The sequence below is a fragment of the Rathayibacter sp. AY1F2 genome (genome assembly GCF_002930885.1).
In the GTDB taxonomy this organism is placed as follows: domain Bacteria; phylum Actinomycetota; class Actinomycetes; order Actinomycetales; family Microbacteriaceae; genus Rathayibacter.
Window position 1 is genome coordinate 41140 of sequence record NZ_PSVG01000012.1, and the last position, 16880, is coordinate 58019.

Consider the following 16880-nt stretch of genomic DNA (forward strand, 5'->3'; position numbering starts at 1 on the left):
GGTGCATGCGCATGCGACGGGCATTCGGTTCCTGGCAGTTCCCGGCGGCGATCGTGCTGCCCTTGTGGATCCTCCTCGGCTACGGGGTCTTCGGAGGATCGAGCGGCTGGACCGTGCTCGGCCTGGTGATCGCCCTCCCCATTCTGGCGGTCGCGCTGGCGGCTGTGGCCGCGATCGTCGCATTCCGGGTGACCGTTCGGCCCACGCGCACTCCCGCGTGGAGCGACGTGGCCGTGGTCGGCGCCTGGCACCTCTCCCTGATCGCCTTCGGCTTCTTCCCGCCCGGCGCCTGGGCGCTGGGCCTGCTCTCGGTGGTCCTCGGAGTGGCGGCCTTCTGGCACTCGGCGTGGCGGTTCCTCGCCGACGCGAGGGCCACTCTCCTCGCCTTCTCGGAGGCGGCGTCCGTGCAGGCCGAGGGCGCTCACCGCCCCGTCGCAGGCGAGGGCTTCGACCCGGAGCGCCCGCAGGACGGGCAGACCATCGTCCTCTGAGGGTCGGGCGTCCCGAGAGGCGCTGTCCCCTGCGAGGCCCCGCCCTGCTCCACAGCTCGGCCCTCTCGACGGACCCGCCCTCTGCGCAGCTCTGCCTCCGGGTGACCCTGCCCTGCTCATGACCCTGCTTTGACTCGGATCGGCGCGGCATGGCAGAATGAGCGCTTGTGCCTCGCGCAGGCTCTGCCACAGGGGAGCCGCGACGACGTGGGCACGACCGACTTCCATCAACGAAACGGTGTTCGACCTGTGGCGGGCACGGAGAGCGATACAGCATGCACATCCTCGATTCCGTCGATGCGGCGTCCCTCCGCAGCGATGTCCCGGACTTCCGCGCCGGCGACACCGTCAAGGTCCACGTCAACATCGTCGAGGGCTCCCGCTCGCGCATCCAGGTCTTCCAGGGCGTCGTCATCGGCCGCTCCAACGAGGGCGTCCGCGAGACCTTCACCGTCCGCAAGGTGAGCTTCCAGGTCGGCGTCGAGCGCACGTTCCCCGTGCACTCGCCGGTCATCGACCACATCGAGGTCGTCACCCGCGGTGACGTCCGTCGCGCGAAGCTCTACTACCTGCGCAACCTGCGCGGCAAGAAGGCCAAGATCAAGGAGAAGCGCGACGCCTGAGCGGCATCCGCACGACTTCTCGGGAACCCCGGTCCACCTATGATGGACCGGGGTTCCTCCCTTTCTCGGGGGCGATCCGTCCGGGGAGTCCACCCGGTGATGCACAGTAGGGGCGACGGCGAGCGATGACAGACAGCACGGCCCCGGTCCGCCTCCCCGGAGGCGAGGACCACGCCCGCCACTCGGCGGATCCGTCCGAGAAGCGCCCGCGCAAGCGCCGGGGAGTCCTGCTCTTCCTCCGCGACGTGCTGATCATCTTCGTGGTCGCGGTGCTCGTCTCCTTCCTCGTGAAGACCTTCCTGATCCGCTCGTTCTACATCCCCTCCTCCTCCATGGAGCAGACGCTCGTCGAGAACGATCGCATCCTCGTGAACGAGCTCGTGCCCGGAGTCGTGCCGATCTCGCGGGGCGACGTCGTCGTCTTCCGCGATCCCGGCGGATGGCTCTCGCCGAGCTCCGAGCCCTCCGTGCCGCCGTTCCAGGCCGCGGTCGACTCCGCCCTCGCACTCGTCGGCCTCACCGCTCCCGACAGCAACGACCACCTCATCAAGCGCGTCATCGGCCTGCCCGGCGATCACGTGACCTGCTGCACGCCGCTCGGCCAGGTCGAGATCAACGGCAACCCGATCGACGAGCCCTACGTGAAGCTGCCCGACGGGGTGCAGGCCGTCTCGGCCACCCCCTTCGACGTCGTCGTGCCCGAGGGCTCGCTCTGGGTGATGGGCGACAACCGCTACAACTCCGCCGACTCCCGCTACAACACCGACAAGCCGGGCGGCGGCTTCGTGCCGATCGACAACGTCGTGGGCCGCGCGATCCTCGTGACCTGGCCCGTGCAGCAGTGGGCGTGGCTCGACGACTACCCGTCGGTGTTCCGCGGAGTCGACACCGAGGCCTCCGAGGAGGGCTCGGACGACGCGCAGAGCGGGCAGGGCTAGGTGGTCGTCGCCGAGCCGACGCTGACGCAGGAGCGGCGCCTCTTCCGGCAGGGCTACGAGACGGTCATCGGCTGCGACGAGGTCGGCCGCGGCGCGATCGCCGGCCCGGTGTCGGTCGGTGTCGTGTCGATCGGCAGCCGTTGCGGGCGCTTCCCCGAGGGGCTCCGCGACTCCAAGATGCTCGCTCCCGCCCGCCGCGAGGCGCTCCTGCCGGGAGTCGCGAAGTGGGTCTCGGCCTGGGCGATCGGCGAGTCCTCGGCGGACGAGATCGACGAGACCGGGATCATCGCCGGCCTCGGCCGCGCCGCGTCGAGGGGCATCGAGCGCCTCGCCGACCAGGGCGTCGACCTCGCCACCGCCGTCGTCCTCCTCGACGGTGCCCACGACTGGCTGACGCCCGCGCTGGGCGAGAGGGCGGCAGAGCTGACGATCGTCACCCGCGTGAAGGCCGACCGCGACTGCGCCGCCGTCTCCGCCGCCTCCGTGCTCGCGAAGGTGGGCCGCGATGGTCAGATGGTGCGCCACCACGACGACTTCGCCGACTACGCCTGGGACAGCAACAAGGGCTACGGCAGCGCCGCGCACTGGGCGGGCATCGAGCGGGTCGGCCCGTCCCCGCTGCACCGGGTGACCTGGCTGTCGAAGTCGCGGGAGAGCGTCGAGGAGCCGCTCCCGGCGCTCGGGCCCGTCGGCTCGGCGTAGGATTGTCCAACGATGGATGAGGACGAATTCGAGGACTACGACCGCGAGGTCGAGCTGGCACTGTACCGGGAGTACCGCGACGTCGTCTCGCAGTTCTCGTACGTCGTCGAGACCGAGCGCCGGTTCTACCTGGCGAACGAGGTCGACCTGGTCCGCCGCGACACCGAGCACGACTTCTACTTCGAGCTCACCATGCGCGACGTGTGGGTCTGGGACGTCTACCGCTCCGACCGCTTCGTGAAGTCGGTGCGCGTGCTGACCTTCAAGGACGTCAACGTCGAGGAGCTCTCCCGCAAGGAGTTCGAGCTCCCCAAGGAGCTCGCGCTCGACGAGTAGCCCGCTGTCGCGGCAGGCTCCGGACCCCTTGCTGGTCGCGTAGCCGCCTCCAACGGCGCATCGAGACCCGGTGCCCGGAGCCCCACCCCGCTCCGGAGCTCTCTCGGATCCGCGGCTCCGCAGGTCTCGTCTTCAGGCAACGCGGGTTCCTCCTGCTGGTCGCATAGCCGCCCCCGGCGGCGTCCGAAGACCCCTGCCCGACGTCCCTCCCCACCCGCCTCCTCGGCCCTCTTCTCCCCGGATCCCCTCCCGGCCGTCCGACGCTCGTTCCTGCTCCGGCACGCTTCCGGCAGGAGGACGCATGGACAAGGACGAACTGGGGCGGCGCGGCGAGGAGATCGCGGCGGCGCACCTGAGAGACAACGGATTCGAGATCCTCGACCGTAACTGGCGGGTCCGCGAGGGCGAGCTCGACATCGTGGCCCGCGACGGGTCGGCACTGGTCGTGGTGGAGGTGAAGACGCGCTCGTCGACGCGCTTCGGATTGCCGGTCGAGGCCATCACGCGGGCCAAGGCGCAGCGCCTGCGGCGACTCGCCTACGCCTGGGCCGACGAGCACCACGAGCGCTCCCGCCACCTGCGGATCGACGCGGTCGGCATCGTCGCGCCCGGGGGAGTCCCGTCGCAGATCCGGCACCTGCGGGCGGTGGCCTGATGGGCCTGGGAAGGACCTCGGCGGTCGGTCTCGTCGGCTTCGCGGGAGCCGTGGTCGGGGTGGAGGCGCACTCGGCCGACGGCACCCCTGGCATGGTGATCATCGGCCTGCCCGACGCCGCGCTCGCGCAGGCGAAGGAGCGGGTGCGCTCGGCGGCGATCAACTCCGGCAGCACCATCGCCGAGTACAAGATCACCGTGAACCTCTCGCCGGCCGCGATGCCCAAGCACGGCTCCGCCTTCGATCTCGCCATCGGGCTGGCCGCGCTCGCGTCGCTCCGCGAGGTCGATGCGGAGTCGGTCGCCGCGGTCGTCCACATCGGGGAGCTCGGCCTGGACGGCCGGCTGCGCTCCGTCCCGGGCGTGCTGCCCGCGGTGCTCGCGGCCGCCCGCGAGGGCAGGCGCCGCGTGATGGTCCCCGTCGAGGACCGGCTCGAGGCGGAGCTGGTCGACGGCGTCGAGGTGATCGCGGTCTCCTCGCTGGCGGCGGCCGCCGTCTGGCACGGAGCCGAGTGGGAAGTGCCGGTGCTCCCCGAGGCCGCGCCGCCGTCTGAGACGGTGTCCGAGCCGGAGGCCCGCCTCGACCTCTCCGACGTGGTGGGGAACGAGGAGGCGGCCGAGGCGATGGTCGTCGCGGCGGCGGGCGGGCACCACGTGTTCCTGCTCGGGCCTCCCGGCGCCGGGAAGACGATGCTCGCCTCGCGCCTGCCGGGCATCCTCCCCGACCTCGACGACGATGCAGCGCTCGAGGCCACCTGCATGCGCTCGCTCGTCGGGGCGCCGACCGGTGGCGCGCTGGTGCGCCGGCCGCCGTTCGAGAGTCCGCACCACTCGGCCTCCTCCGCAGCGATCGTCGGCGGGGGCAGCGGCCGCATCCGGCCCGGCGCGGTCGCCCGCGCCACCCGGGGAGTGCTGTTCCTCGACGAGGCCCCCGAGTTCTCGTCCGTCGCCCTCGATGCGTTGCGCCAGCCGCTCGAATCCGGCGTGATCCGCATCCACCGCGCGAACGCCGTCGCCGAGTTCCCCGCGCGGGTGCAGCTCGTCCTCGCGGCGAACCCGTGCCCGTGCGGCCGCTTCGGCATCCCCGGAGAGACCTGCACCTGTGCTCCCTCGGTCCGCCGCCGCTACCTCGCGCGGCTCAGCGGACCGCTGCTCGACCGCGTCGACATCCGCCTGACGGTCCGCCGCATCAGCGCGGCTCAGCTGGCCGCACGTCGAGACACGTCAGGCATGTCGACGGCGCAGGCCCGCGCCCGTGTCGTTGCGGCGCGGTCCCTGGCAGCGGCTCGCCTCGCCTCCACTCCGTGGACGCTCAACTCGGAGGTCTCCGGCGCCTGGCTGCGCTCGGACCCGGTGCGCCCGACCAGTGCCGAGTCCCGCACGCTCGACCGGGCTCTGGAGCGAGGTCTGGTGACCATGCGCGGCTACGACCGGGTCCTGCGCCTGGCCTGGACGCTCGCGGACCTCGACGCAGCCGACCGGCCGTCAGCAGCCCACCTCGCGCGCGCGCTCGTCCTCCGTGGGGGTGCCGCGTGATCCGGCCCGACGCGCTCTTCGACGGCGCGGAGCTCGATGCTGTTCGCCGACTGCTGCCGAGCGGCGCAGCCGATCCGGACTCGGCTGCCGACGGCGAGCCTTCGGGTGAGTCCGGCTGCGCTCGGAGCGCACTCGTCGACGCTGCTGCCCGGTGCGGCTGGAACTCTCTGACCGAGCCCGGCGACTCCGTCGCCGCCCTCCTCATCGAGAGGGTCGGCGCGGCCGCGGCCTTCGCCCACGTCGTGTCCTCGTCGTCCGCGGCGGAGATCCTCGCGCCCCCGCATCGCGCTCCCTCCGACGAAGGAGGCGGGGCGCTCGCGCCCCTCGACTCCGAGGTCGCCGCGCTCCAGTCGGGGCTGGCGCGCTGGCGACCGCGCCTGGACCGCAGGCTCCTGTTCCGACGTCTCGAGATCGCCGAGCGACTCGGCGCTCGGCTGCTCCTGCCCGGGGCTCCCGTGTGGCCCGAGTCGCTCGACGACCTCGGGCCGCACGCGCCACTCCTGCTCTGGCTGCGCGGTGATCCCGCCGCCTTCGATCCGACGCACCGCCTCGCCCTCGTCGGCGCCCGCGCTGCCACCGGCTACGGCGAGCACGTCGCCGCCGAGCTCGCCGCGGGCGTCGCGGCGCGAGGCGTCTCCGTCGTCTCGGGCGGTGCCTTCGGGATCGACGCGGTCGCCCACCGCGCCGCCCTCGGCTCCGGAGGCCGGACGGTCGCCTTCCTCGCCGGGGGAGCGGACCGCCTCTACCCGACGGCCCACGCCGACCTCCTCCACCGCATCATCGCCACCCCCGGCTGCGCCGTCGCGACGGAGGTCCCGCCGGGCACCACGCCCACCCGCTGGCGATTCCTGCAGCGCAACCGCCTCATCGCCGCCTCCACCGCGGGCACCGTCGTCGTCGAGGCCGGTGCCCGCTCCGGCTCCCTCAACACCGCCGGCCACGCGGCTGCCCTGGGCCGCCCCCTCGGCGCGGTCCCGGGCCCGGTCACCAGTGCCTCCTCCGCCGGCTGCCACCGCCTCCTCCGCGAGTACGCGGCGACCTGCGTCACCTCGCCGGCGGATGTGCTCGAACTGCTCGCCGTCGGCGACGCCGACGGATCGTGCCGAGCGCTGACCGCGGCTGAGGCGCGAGTCCTGGCCGTCGTCGAATCCGAAGGAGGCTGTGACGCCGCAACCGTCGCCCGGCTCTCCGGGGAATCGCTCGATTCGGCACTGTCGGCGCTGGGTGCGCTCCTCGCAGACGGACGCGTCCACCGTTCCGAGGACGGGGACTGGGAGCGGGCGCCCGGGTGAGCGGCCCCGCCGCCGCGGCGCTGTCGGCGGTCCGCCCTACGCTGAAGGGGCATCGGCGAGGGGAGCGGCATGGACGCCACGGCAGCAGGACACGGCGGAGAGCGCCCGCAGCTCGGGCACTTCCGCGCCCCCGACAGGGTCATCGCGCATCTGAGCGACACGCACCTGCTGGCCGACGGCGCTCCGCTCTACGGGAAGGTCGACACGGTCGCCCGCCTCGCGCAGGCGGTCGACCGGCTGGCCGAGCGCGGCGGACGCCTGGACGCGATCGTGGTGACCGGGGACGTCGCGGACCGCGGCGAGGAGGACGCCTACCGGCGCGTGCGCGAGCAGCTCGACCCCGTGGGCGAGCGGTTCGGCTGCCCGATCGTCTGGGTGATGGGCAACCACGACGAGCGCGGAGCGTTCCGGCGGGTGCTGCTCGGGCAGGACCCGGCGGGCGCGGGACCCGTGGACCAGGTCGTCGACCTCGGCGGGCTCCGGCTCATCGCGCTCGACAGCGCGGTGCCCGGCTTCCACCACGGCGACCTCACCGACGCCCAGCTGGCCTGGCTGAAGGACGAGCTCGCCGCACCGGCCCCGCTGGGGACGATCCTCGCCCTGCACCACCCTCCGCTGCCCACGCCGCTCGGCGCGATGACCGTGCTCGAGCTGCGGGGGATCGACCGCCTCGAGGAGGTGGTGCGCGGAACCGACGTCCGCGCGATCCTCGGCGGCCACCTGCACTACCCCACGGCTGCGACCTTCGCGGGCGTGCCCGTGCTCGTCGCCGGCGCCACCAGCTACACGATGGACCTCGGAGCGCCCGAGCGGGAGCTCGCCGGCGTCGACGGAGCGCAGAGCCTCTCGCTCGTCCACGTCCACCCGGAGACGGTGGCCGCCTCGTTCGTGCCGACGGCACCGGCCCCGATCGCGACGCGGTTCGGCACCGACCTGATCGAGCGGCTCGAGGGGCTCGACGAGCAGGGGCGCATCGACCTCTGGTCGCGGATTCCGGACGGATCATGACCGGCGAGACGCTCGCCGACTCGGTCGAGCACTTCCTCCGGTACGTCCTCGATGAGCGGTCCCTCTCGCCCGCCACCGCGAAGGGCTACCGCTCCGACCTGGCGCGCCTGATCGCCCACACGGAGGAGAAGGGGCGGCTCCTCACCGCCGAGCTCGACCTCGAGCTGCTGCGCGACTGGCTCTGGCGAGAGTCGGAGTCGGGGATCGCCCGCGCGACCCTCGCCCGGCGCACCGCGGCCGTCCGCTCCTTCTCCTCCTGGGCGCATCGGACCGAGCGGCTCCCCGTCGACGTCGCCGCACGCCTCAAGACGCCCAAGTCGGGACGGACACTGCCGCGGGTCCTCACGCTCCCGCAGGCGGAACAGGTGCTCGACACGGTCGCGGCGCGAGGCGCGACCGATGACCCGGTGGCGCTGCGGGACCTCGCGATCGTCGAGCTGCTCTATGCCTCCGGCATCCGCGTCTCCGAGCTGGTCGCCGTCGACCTGGGCGACGTCGATCTCGGCCGGCTCACCGTGCTCGTCACCGGCAAGGGCGCCAAGCAGCGGGTCGTCCCGTTCGGCGTCCCCGCGAAGGAGGCGCTCGTCGACTACCTGGAGCGCGCCCGACCCTCTCTCGCCACCGGCGACGGGAGCGGGGCCCTGCTGCTGGGACGGCGGGGCGCGCGCCTCACCCCGCGCACGGTCTACGGCGTGGTGGCGAGGCTCCTCGACGGCGGGCAGGGCTCCGGACCGTCCGGTCCGCACACCCTCCGCCACACCGCGGCGACCCATCTGCTCGACGGCGGAGCCGACCTCCGCGCCGTCCAGGAGCTGCTCGGCCACGCGAGCCTGGGCACCACGCAGATCTACACCCACGTCTCGACCGAGCGGATCCGCGACGCCTACCGCCTCGCCCACCCCCGCGCCTGACCGGACGCGCGAGTCGCTGGACGCACCCTTCCGCGCCACTCGCTGAACACCCTGCGCCATGTCGTCCATCGGCAGGAGCACCGCCCGGGGGATCCCGCCGAAGAACCGCATCGGCGAAACGTAGTCGCCACCCTCGCGGACGCCGAGGTGCACGCACCTCCCGTCGCAGTGGCCGCCCGCACCCACTGCTCCGACGGGCTGGCCCGCGGTGAGGACCTGCCCGGCCGTCACCGATCCGTCGACCGGCTCGACCGTCGAGACCAGACCGTCCGCGTGCACGATGCTCACCACGGACCGGTCGACCACCCTGCCCGAGAACGACACGGTACCCGCAGCGACGGCGACCACGGGCTGCCCGGCCGCTGCGGCGAGGTCGATCCCGCGGTGCCCGGGGGCGTAGCGGTGCGCTGGCGCGCCCCACGGCTCCACGACGGAGAAGCCCGCGACGGGGGAGGTCCACCGCGGGTCGGACCGGCCGGGGGACGAGGTGCCGGAGGGCGAGGCGCCGAGAGGCGCCCCGACGAGCAGAGCGGCGAGGGCGAACACGCCCGGGCGCAGGAGTCGGGATCGGAGCATGCGGCCACCCTCCTGGAGCCGGTCCGAGACCGGTGGTCGGCCGAGCGGATCAGGGGAGGAGAGCGCGACGGGCCCGGCTGTGGAGGGAGGACATCGGCCGGGGGAGAGCGCAACCCGTCCCGGCGGTGCCGCGGCGAGGAGTAACGTGCCGGTGATCCGGCTCGGGAGCGGCACCCCGCCCCCACCGGCGGCGAGAATCGGAGACGACCATGACCAGCGGACGATCTGACACGACCAGCGGGAGAGCGGACATCCCGAACCCCTCGGCGGCGAAGCTGAAGAGGAAGGTGATCGGCCTCGCGATCGCGGCGGCGGTCGGCGGCTTCCTCTTCGGCTTCGACTCGTCGGTGGTGAACGGTGCCGTGGAGGCGGTGCAGGGCGAGTTCCAGCTCTCGGCCGCCCTGATCGGCTTCGCCGTCGCCTCCGCGCTGCTCGGCTGTGCGCTCGGCGCGTACCTCGCTGGGCGCCTGGCCGACCGCTGGGGCCGCATCAAGGTCATGCTGCTCGGCGCCGGGCTCTTCTTCATCTCCTCCATCGGCGCCGGCGCGGCGTTCGCGGTCTGGGACCTCGTGCTCTGGCGCGTGGTCGGAGGCCTCGGCATCGGCATCGCCTCCGTGATCGCTCCGACCTACATCTCGGAGATCGCGCCCAAGGCCATCCGCGGAGCTCTCGCGTCGCTGCAGCAGCTGGCGATCACGCTCGGCATCTTCGCCGCCCTGCTCTCGGACACCCTCATCGCGAACGGCGCGGACGGCGCCTCCGAGCCCTTCTGGTTCGGCGTCGCCGCCTGGCGCTGGATGTTCATCGCCTGTGCCGTGCCTGCGGTCATCTACGGCCTCCTGGCCCTGACCCTGCCGGAATCGCCCCGCTACCTCGCGACCCGCGGCCGCTCCGAGGACGCCCGCGCGGTGCTCGCGACGGTCACGCCGCGCGACGAGGTCGACGAGGCGCTCGCGGACATCCAGAAGAAGATCGACGAGGACTCCGAGAACGCGAAGCGCTCCAGCCTCCGCGGTCCCGCCCTCGGCCTGCTCCCCGTGGTCTGGGTCGGCATCCTGCTGTCGGTGTTCCAGCAGTTCGTGGGCATCAACGTGATCTTCTACTACTCCACCTCGCTCTGGAGCGCGGTCGGATTCGACGAGTCCAACTCCTTCGCGATCTCGGTCTTCACCTCGGTCGTGAACGTCGTCGTCACCTTCGTGGCGATCTTCCTGGTCGACAAGGTCGGCCGGAAGCCGCTGCTGCTGGTCGGATCGGCCGGCATGGCCGTCTCGCTCGCACTGATGGCCATCGCCTTCAGCCAGTCGACGATCAGCGGAGAGGACGTCTCGCTGCCCGGCGCGTGGGGGCCGATCGCCCTCGTCTCGGCGAACGCGTTCGTCGTCTTCTTCGGCGCGACCTGGGGCCCGCTGGTGTGGGTCCTCCTCGGCGAGATCTTCCCGAACCGGATCCGAGCGGCCGCGCTCGGCCTGGCGGCCTCGGCCCAGTGGATCGCGAACTTCGCCATCACGGTGACGTTCCCGATCCTCTCGCAGGACGTCTCGCTCACCCTGGCCTACGGCCTCTACGCCGCCTTCGCGGCGATCTCGTTCGTCTTCGTCTTCATGTTCGTGCCCGAGACCAAGGGCCGCTCGCTGGAGGAGATGGACACCCTGCACATCCGCACCGTGATGAAGTCGGCGCGCAAGTAGCACCGGTCTTTTTGAGCCCCGACGGCCGCCCTCCCGCAGCAGCGGGGGAGGCGGCCGTCCTGGTGCTACACTCCACGGAGCACCTCGCTCGTCGGGGTGACTACGCGCGCCCATTCGGCCTCCGCTCCCCACGGTCCCTCTCCGCTCACGCGGCCGGGGCGGGAGTGCGCCGGGCGCCAGGGCGACGTGCCGACCGGCCGTCGCAGACAACCGAACGGGAGTTCGGCGCCGTCGTGCGCCCGGGCCCCGAGACAAGGAGAACGACTCATGGCAGTCGTCACCATGCGCCAGCTGCTCGACAGCGGCGTCCACTTCGGGCACCAGACCCGTCGCTGGAACCCCAAGATGAAGCGCTTCATCCTGACCGAGCGCTCGGGCAGCTACATCATCGACCTCCAGCAGTCGCTGGCCTACATCGACAAGACCTACGACTTCGTCAAGGAGACGGTCGCCCACGGCGGCACCATCCTCTTCGTCGGCACCAAGAAGCAGGCGCAGAACGCGATCTCGGAGCAGGCGACCCGCGTCGGCCAGCCCTACGTGAACCAGCGCTGGCTCGGCGGCCTCCTGACCAACTTCCAGACGGTCTCGAAGCGCCTCGCCCGCATGAAGGAGCTGGAGGAGCTCGACTTCGACGACACGTCGAAGAGCGGCTTCACCAAGAAGGAGCTCCTCATCAAGAAGCGCGAGCTCGACAAGCTGCACAAGTCGCTCGGCGGCATCCGCAACCTCTCGAAGACGCCGTCGGCCCTCTGGGTCGTCGACACCAAGAAGGAGCACCTCGCGATCGACGAGGCCAAGAAGCTGGGCATCCCGGTCATCGGCATCCTCGACACGAACTGCGACCCGGACGAGGTCCAGTACCCGATCCCGGGCAACGACGACGCGATCCGCTCGGTGAGCCTGCTCACCCGCATCGTCGCCGATGCCGCGGCCGAGGGCCTCATCCAGCGCCACCAGAAGCCCGAGGCCGAGGGCAACGTCTCCGCCGTCGAGCCGCTGGCCGAGTGGGAGCAGGAGCTGCTCTCCACCGGTGCGCCCGCCGCCGACGTGCAGGAGCCGAACGAGCAGGCCGGCGCGGAGACCGAGAAGGTCGCCGACGCCGATGCCGAGACCGCCGATGAGGCCGTCGTCGAGGCCGAGACCCCCGCCGCGGAGGAGGCCCCCGAGGCCGACGCCGCCGCGACCTCGACCGACGAGACCTCGACCGACGAGACCGCCACCGCCTGACACCCCGTTCCGTGACGGGGGTCGGACGCCGCACCCGCGGTCGTCCGGCCCCCGCTCGGTCGGTGCACGTTCACCACGAGTAAGAACCGCCGTCACCTCGGCGTGCTGGGCTCCTCCCGTGAGCCCGCCGCCGCGAGTGACGGCGCCACAGGGTTTCCGAACCAAGAGGAGTTCCGAGAACATGGCAAATTTCAGCCTCGCTGACGTCAAGACGCTGCGCGAGCAGCTCGGTACCGGCATGGTCGACACGAAGAACGCGCTCGTCGAGGCCGACGGCGACCTGGACAAGGCGGTCGAGATCCTCCGCCTCAAGGGCGCCAAGGGCAACGCGAAGCGCGCCGACCGCTCCACGAGCGAGGGCCTCGTCGCCGCCGCCGAGAAGGACGGCGTCGCCACGATGATCGAGCTCGCGTGCGAGACCGACTTCGTCGCCAAGGGCACGAAGTTCATCGCCCTCGCCGACGCCGTGCTCGCCGCGGTCGTCGCCGCCGGCTCCACCACGGTCGAGGAGGCCCTCGCGGCCCCCGCCGACGGCAAGACCGTCGCCGACCTCATCAACGACGAGGCCGCGATCCTCGGCGAGAAGGTGGAGCTGCGCCGCGTGGCCTCCGTCTCGGGCGAGCACTTCGCGATCTACCTCCACAAGACGAACAAGGACCTGCCCCCGCAGGTCGGCGTGGTCGTCGGCTACGCGGGTGAGGACGCCGAGACCGCGCGCTCCGTCGCCCAGCACATCTCGTTCGCGAACCCGTCCTACCTCTCGCGCGAGGACGTGCCGCAGTCCGAGGTCGACAACGAGCGCCGCATCGTCGAGGAGATCTCGCGCGGCGAGGGCAAGCCCGAGGCCGCCCTGCCGAAGATCATCGAGGGACGCGTGAACGCGTACTTCAAGCAGGTCGCCCTGCTCGACCAGGACTACGCGAAGGACAACAAGCTGTCCGTTAGCAAGGTCCTGAGCGACGCGGGCCTGACCGTGTCGGGCTTCGCCCGTTTCAAGGTCGGCGCCTAACAGCACTGCAGGAGGGAGTCCGGGTCGTTCAGTCGACCCGGGCTCCCTTCGCTCTGCCCGGGGCGGTCCCGGGCGTGGTCGCGGGGCCCGCTCCGCGCGGGATAGGTTTGTACGGGTCTACGGGAGGAAACGTCCATGACGGAGACGGATGCGATGACGACGGGCAAGCGCCGCAGGGTGCTTCTGAAGCTGTCGGGGGAGGCGTTCGGAGCCGGCACGCTCGGCGTGAACCCGGACGTGATCAGCGCCCTGGCGCGCGAGATCGCCGATGCCGCGACCGAGGTGGAGATCTCGGTGGTCGTCGGCGGCGGCAACTTCTTCCGCGGAGCCGAGCTCTCGCAGCGCGGCATGGACCGCGGCCGGGCCGACTACATGGGGATGCTGGGCACGGTGATGAACGCCCTCGCCCTCCAGGACTTCCTCGAGCAGGCGGGCGCCGAGACGCGCGTGCAGTCCGCGATCGCGATGACGCAGGTCGCGGAGCCCTACATCCCCCGCCGGGCGATCCGGCACATGGAGAAGGGCCGCGTCGTCATCTTCGGCGCCGGCGCCGGACTCCCGTACTTCTCGACCGACACGGTCGCCGCGCAGCGCGCGCTCGAGACGCACGCCGACGTGGTCCTCGTAGCCAAGAACGGCGTGGACGGCGTGTACGACGCCGACCCGCGGACGAACCCCGACGCGAAGAAGCTCGACGCGCTGACCTACCAGGAGGCGCTCCAGCGGGGCCTCAAGGTGGTCGACTCCACCGCGTTCAGCCTCTGCATGGACAACGGCATGCCGATGCAGGTCTTCGGCATGGAGCCCTCGGGCAACGTCGCGAAGGCCATCCGCGGCGCCGAGCTCGGCACGCTCGTCTCGAACTAGACTGACCACTTCCCTCTCTTAAGGAGCTCCCTGTGATCTCGGATGTACTGGCCGACGCGAAGACCAAGATGGGCAAGGCCGTCGAGGTCGCCAAGGAGGACTTCTCCACGGTCCGCACCGGACGCGCGAACCCCGGCATGTTCCAGAAGGTGCTGGTGAGCTACTACGGCACCCCGACGCCGCTGTCGCAGCTCGCCTCGATGCAGAACCAGGAGGCCCGCACGCTCGTCCTGACGCCCTACGACAAGGGCTCGCTGCGCGACATCGAGCAGGCCATCCGGGACATGCCGAACCTCGGCGCGAACCCGACCAACGACGGCACGATCATCCGCGTGACCCTGCCGGAGCTCACCGCCGAGCGCCGCAAGGAGTTCGTCAAGATCGTCCGCACCAAGGCCGAGGACGCCAAGATCGCGGTGCGCAACATCCGCCGCAAGGGCAAGGACGACCTCGACGCGCTGAAGGGCGACATCGGCGACGACGAGCTCGCCCGCGGCGAGAAGGAGCTCGAGGCGCTCACGAAGCAGCACGTCGACGCGATCGACGAGGCGCTCAAGCGCAAGGAATCCGAACTGCTCGAGGTGTAGCGGTGCCCGAGATCCCCGAAGGACCCGAGGGCGGCGAGAAGAGACCGTCTCCGCACGTCCCGGGTGCCCGGGGATCCCGGATGGTCACCCGCGACGCGCTGCGTGCGCGCGCCCAGCAGGGCCGGGCCGACGTCGAGCGCCAGCTCGAGGCGACCCGTGCCCAGCTCGAGGCGACGAACGACCGTCTCACCGCGCGCTCGGGCCGGAACCTCGTGTCGGCGACCGCGATCGGACTCCTCGGCGGCGGCGCGATGGTCGTCAGCCTCCTCCTGGTCAAGGAGCTCTTCATGGTGCTCGCGGGGGTGGTGGTGCTGCTCGCGGCGCTGGAGCTCTCGAACGCCCTGCGCCACGCCGGTCGCGACATCCCGCGCATCCCGACCGGGATCGTGGCGGTCGTCGCCGTGCCGGCCGCCTACTACGGCGGCCTCGGCGCCGCGTGGGCCACGGTCCTCGGCGGATCCGTCCTCGTCGGCCTCTGGCGGCTGGGGGAGCAGCTCTTCCGGCGCACCGCCTCCAGCCGGAGGGACCTCGCCCTCGACATCGGCCTCGGCGCGTTCGTCCAGGGCTACACGACCTTCCTCGGCGCCTTCGCGATCCGTCTCGTCGCCGAGCCCGGCGGCCAGCTCTGGGCGTTCGCGTTCCTGGTGCTCGTGATCGTCGTCGACACCGGCGCCTACGTGAGCGGACTCACCTGGGGCAAGCACCCGATGGCACCGCGGATCAGCCCGAAGAAGACCTGGGAGGGGTTCGCCGGTGCGGCCGTCGCGGGGATCGTCGTCGGCGTCCTGCTCGCCCTGCTGATGCTCGGCCAGCCCTGGTGGGTCGGTGCGGTGTTCGGGGCCGTGGTGCTGCTCACCGCGACGCTCGGCGACCTCGCCGAGTCGCTGATCAAGCGCGACATCGGCATCAAGGACATGAGCTCCTGGCTGCCCGGCCACGGAGGAGTCCTCGACCGGCTGGACTCGATCCTGCCGTCGGCCGCAGCAGCCTACGTGCTGTACTTCCTCTTCGCCCACTGAGCGCACGCCTCACCGGGGCGTGCCGATTCCGCTCCCGGCGCGCGGCTTGGCATGATGTCGGGATGACCGCTCCCTTCCCCCGAGCCCGCGAGTCCCGTCCCGGCTACGACACGGCCGAGGTCGACTCCTTCCTCGCGTCGGCGCGCGAGGCCTACTCGCAGCTCTCCGGGGGACCGGCGGACCTCCGCGCCGCCGACCTGCGCCACACCGCGTTCACCCTGCGCAAGGGCGGCTACTCCGCGCCCCACGTCGATGCGGCGCTCGAGCGCCTCGAGGACGCCTTCGCCCTGCGGGAGCGCCAGTACGCGATCGCGGCCCGGGGCGAGGAGGCGTGGCTCGCGGACGCGCGGTCGACCGCCCAGGAGATCGTGAACCGGCTGGCCCGCGCTCCCCGCGAGCGGTTCACCCGGGCCGGCGCTCTCACGACGGGCTACAACATCCGCCAGGTCGACGCCTTCGCCGACCGGATCTCCGGGTACTTCCGCGACGGATCGGTGCTGACCGTGGACGACGTGCGGACCGTCTCCTTCGCCCCGCAGCGCGGCGGGTACGCCGAGGCGCAGGTCGACCTGCTGCTCGACACGGTGGTCGATGTGATGCTGGCGGTCCGCTGACCGGAGCCGGATCTGCTGGCCGATCAGGTCATCGTCCGTTATGCTTTCGTAATCGTGGCTCAGCATCCTCAGACCTCCGTCGCCCACACGCCCGCGAACCGCACCAGCGGTCGCCCGGCGGTCCCGCACCAGACCCCGGTGCGGCGCTCCTGGGCTCGGATCCCGGTGACGGTGCTGGCCTTCACGGCGTCGATCGCGTTCGCCATGGTGAACGTCGTCGATCCGTCCAGCGGCGCGGTCGCCTCCCCTTACTACCAGGCCCCGGCGCGCTTCAACGGCGACTCCGCGCAGCGGCTCGTCGTCGCGGACGCCGTCGAGCGGACCGTCCAGCGCGACTCGTTCGGCGCCGAGGCGAAGCCGACGCCCACTCCGACCCCGACGCCCACTCCGACCGAGACTCAGACCGCTTCCGCGACCGTCGACGAGGAGGAGTCGGGCTCCGCCGAGGCCGAGACCGCCGCTCCCGTCCAGCGCGCCGCCGCTCCGGATCCCGGATCCGCGAAGGCGATCGCGTACGACATGATCGTGCAGCGCGGCTGGGCCGACAGCGAGTACGACTGCCTCGTCCTCCTCTGGAACCGCGAGTCCGGCTGGAACGTCTACGCCGAGAACAAGTCCAGCGGTGCCTACGGCATCCCGCAGGCACTCCCCGGCAGCAAGATGGCGTCGGCCGGCTCCGACTGGGCGACCAACGCGAGCACCCAGATCACCTGGGGCCTCGGCTACATCTCCGGCCGCTACGGCTCGCCCTGCGGTGCCTGGGCCCACTCCGAATCCGTCGGCTGGTACTGATCGT

Annotated in this window: 18 protein-coding genes and 1 pseudogene; 18 read left to right on the forward strand and 1 reads right to left on the reverse strand. The window is 71.8% G+C overall.

Translation table 11 applies throughout. From position 1 onward, the window contains the following. Positions 1-5: 5 nt before the first annotated feature. The 10 genes from C5C54_RS10770 (at position 6) to C5C54_RS10815 (ending at position 8491) form a co-directional block, all read left to right on the forward strand. Positions 6-491: a hypothetical protein gene (locus C5C54_RS10770; RefSeq protein ID WP_104288323.1), complete on the forward strand. Its 486-nt coding sequence runs from the start codon at positions 6-8 to the stop codon at positions 489-491. Between the two features lie 275 nt (positions 492-766). After that, positions 767-1114: a 50S ribosomal protein L19 gene (gene rplS, locus C5C54_RS10775; RefSeq protein ID WP_104223904.1), complete on the forward strand. Its 348-nt coding sequence runs from the start codon at positions 767-769 to the stop codon at positions 1112-1114. 125 nt (positions 1115-1239) lie between these two features. Beyond that, positions 1240-2052 (forward strand): signal peptidase I, encoded by an 813-nt coding sequence (gene lepB, locus C5C54_RS10780; RefSeq protein ID WP_104250528.1) that lies wholly within the window; start codon positions 1240-1242, stop codon positions 2050-2052. Further along, positions 2053-2754, forward strand: a complete 702-nt coding sequence (locus tag C5C54_RS10785) for a ribonuclease HII (RefSeq protein WP_104288324.1) — start codon at positions 2053-2055, stop codon at positions 2752-2754. It begins immediately after the preceding gene. 12 nt (positions 2755-2766) lie between these two features. Next, complete coding sequence (locus tag C5C54_RS10790) at positions 2767-3090, forward strand: DUF2469 domain-containing protein (RefSeq protein WP_055792576.1); 324 nt, start codon at positions 2767-2769, stop codon at positions 3088-3090. Positions 3091-3391: 301 nt separating this feature from the next. Further along, the gene (locus C5C54_RS10795; protein ID WP_104223901.1) at positions 3392-3745 is read left to right on the forward strand and encodes a YraN family protein; all 354 of its coding nucleotides are present in this window, start codon (positions 3392-3394) and stop codon (positions 3743-3745) included. Further along, a complete protein-coding gene (locus C5C54_RS10800; RefSeq protein WP_104267272.1) occupies positions 3745-5280 on the forward strand; it encodes a YifB family Mg chelatase-like AAA ATPase in 1536 nt (511 codons plus the stop codon). The genes C5C54_RS10795 and C5C54_RS10800 overlap by 1 nt, the downstream gene beginning before the upstream one ends. Next, positions 5277-6572 (forward strand): DNA-processing protein DprA, encoded by a 1296-nt coding sequence (gene dprA, locus C5C54_RS10805; RefSeq protein WP_258063292.1) that lies wholly within the window; start codon positions 5277-5279, stop codon positions 6570-6572. Before C5C54_RS10800 ends, dprA begins: the two co-directional genes overlap by 4 nt. A gap of 69 nt (positions 6573-6641) precedes the next feature. Beyond that, the gene (locus tag C5C54_RS10810) at positions 6642-7580 is read left to right on the forward strand and encodes a phosphodiesterase (RefSeq protein WP_104288325.1); all 939 of its coding nucleotides are present in this window, start codon (positions 6642-6644) and stop codon (positions 7578-7580) included. Next, positions 7577-8491, forward strand: a complete 915-nt coding sequence (locus tag C5C54_RS10815) for a tyrosine recombinase XerC (protein ID WP_104288326.1) — start codon at positions 7577-7579, stop codon at positions 8489-8491. Before C5C54_RS10810 ends, C5C54_RS10815 begins: the two co-directional genes overlap by 4 nt. A gap of 123 nt (positions 8492-8614) precedes the next feature. On the opposite strand, the pseudogene C5C54_RS18515 reads toward C5C54_RS10815, so the two are convergent. Beyond that, positions 8615-9067: pseudogene (locus C5C54_RS18515) on the reverse strand (murein hydrolase activator EnvC family protein); the annotation flags it as partial. Positions 9068-9276: 209 nt separating this feature from the next. Here C5C54_RS18515 and C5C54_RS10825 point away from each other — a divergent pair. From C5C54_RS10825 to C5C54_RS10860, 8 genes are all read left to right on the forward strand, one after another. Then, positions 9277-10758 carry a sugar porter family MFS transporter gene (locus C5C54_RS10825; protein WP_104223897.1) on the forward strand — a complete coding sequence of 494 codons (1482 nt, stop codon included), beginning with the start codon at positions 9277-9279 and terminating at the stop codon, positions 10756-10758. Between the two features lie 267 nt (positions 10759-11025). Beyond that, complete coding sequence (gene rpsB / locus C5C54_RS10830; protein ID WP_104288327.1) at positions 11026-11988, forward strand: 30S ribosomal protein S2; 963 nt, start codon at positions 11026-11028, stop codon at positions 11986-11988. 181 nt (positions 11989-12169) lie between these two features. Next, a complete protein-coding gene (tsf, locus tag C5C54_RS10835) occupies positions 12170-12997 on the forward strand; it encodes a translation elongation factor Ts (RefSeq protein ID WP_104223895.1) in 828 nt (275 codons plus the stop codon). 153 nt (positions 12998-13150) lie between these two features. Further along, on the forward strand, positions 13151-13864 hold the full coding sequence (gene pyrH, locus C5C54_RS10840; protein ID WP_374952923.1) for a UMP kinase: 714 nt from the start codon (positions 13151-13153) through the stop codon (positions 13862-13864). A 32-nt stretch (positions 13865-13896) separates the two neighbouring features. Next, the gene (gene frr, locus C5C54_RS10845; RefSeq protein ID WP_104232499.1) at positions 13897-14451 is read left to right on the forward strand and encodes a ribosome recycling factor; all 555 of its coding nucleotides are present in this window, start codon (positions 13897-13899) and stop codon (positions 14449-14451) included. Positions 14452-14531: 80 nt separating this feature from the next. Next, the gene (locus C5C54_RS10850) at positions 14532-15470 is read left to right on the forward strand and encodes a phosphatidate cytidylyltransferase (RefSeq protein ID WP_104232500.1); all 939 of its coding nucleotides are present in this window, start codon (positions 14532-14534) and stop codon (positions 15468-15470) included. Between the two features lie 62 nt (positions 15471-15532). Then, entirely contained in the window at positions 15533-16084 is a 552-nt protein-coding gene (locus C5C54_RS10855; protein ID WP_104226865.1) for a DivIVA domain-containing protein, read from the forward strand. Positions 16085-16138: 54 nt separating this feature from the next. Further along, positions 16139-16876 carry a lytic transglycosylase domain-containing protein gene (locus tag C5C54_RS10860; RefSeq protein WP_244229431.1) on the forward strand — a complete coding sequence of 246 codons (738 nt, stop codon included), beginning with the start codon at positions 16139-16141 and terminating at the stop codon, positions 16874-16876. Positions 16877-16880 lie beyond the last annotated feature (4 nt).

Bases quoted from the DNA above. Each gene is read 5' to 3' on its own strand.
- C5C54_RS10770 (WP_104288323.1), top strand. From the start codon at position 6: ATGCGCATGCGACGGGCATTCGGTTCCTGGCAGTTCCCGGCGGCGATC.
- rplS (WP_104223904.1), top strand. From the start codon at position 767: ATGCACATCCTCGATTCCGTCGATGCGGCGTCCCTCCGCAGCGATGTC.
- lepB (WP_104250528.1), top strand. From the start codon at position 1,240: ATGACAGACAGCACGGCCCCGGTCCGCCTCCCCGGAGGCGAGGACCAC.
- C5C54_RS10790 (WP_055792576.1), top strand. From the start codon at position 2,767: ATGGATGAGGACGAATTCGAGGACTACGACCGCGAGGTCGAGCTGGCA.
- C5C54_RS10795 (WP_104223901.1), top strand. From the start codon at position 3,392: ATGGACAAGGACGAACTGGGGCGGCGCGGCGAGGAGATCGCGGCGGCG.
- C5C54_RS10800 (WP_104267272.1), top strand. From the start codon at position 3,745: ATGGGCCTGGGAAGGACCTCGGCGGTCGGTCTCGTCGGCTTCGCGGGA.
- C5C54_RS10810 (WP_104288325.1), top strand. From the start codon at position 6,642: ATGGACGCCACGGCAGCAGGACACGGCGGAGAGCGCCCGCAGCTCGGG.
- C5C54_RS10815 (WP_104288326.1), top strand. From the start codon at position 7,577: ATGACCGGCGAGACGCTCGCCGACTCGGTCGAGCACTTCCTCCGGTAC.
- C5C54_RS10825 (WP_104223897.1), top strand. From the start codon at position 9,277: ATGACCAGCGGACGATCTGACACGACCAGCGGGAGAGCGGACATCCCG.
- rpsB (WP_104288327.1), top strand. From the start codon at position 11,026: ATGGCAGTCGTCACCATGCGCCAGCTGCTCGACAGCGGCGTCCACTTC.
- tsf (WP_104223895.1), top strand. From the start codon at position 12,170: ATGGCAAATTTCAGCCTCGCTGACGTCAAGACGCTGCGCGAGCAGCTC.
- pyrH (WP_374952923.1), top strand. From the start codon at position 13,151: ATGACGACGGGCAAGCGCCGCAGGGTGCTTCTGAAGCTGTCGGGGGAG.
- C5C54_RS10850 (WP_104232500.1), top strand. From the start codon at position 14,532: ATGGTCACCCGCGACGCGCTGCGTGCGCGCGCCCAGCAGGGCCGGGCC.
- C5C54_RS10855 (WP_104226865.1), top strand. From the start codon at position 15,533: ATGACCGCTCCCTTCCCCCGAGCCCGCGAGTCCCGTCCCGGCTACGAC.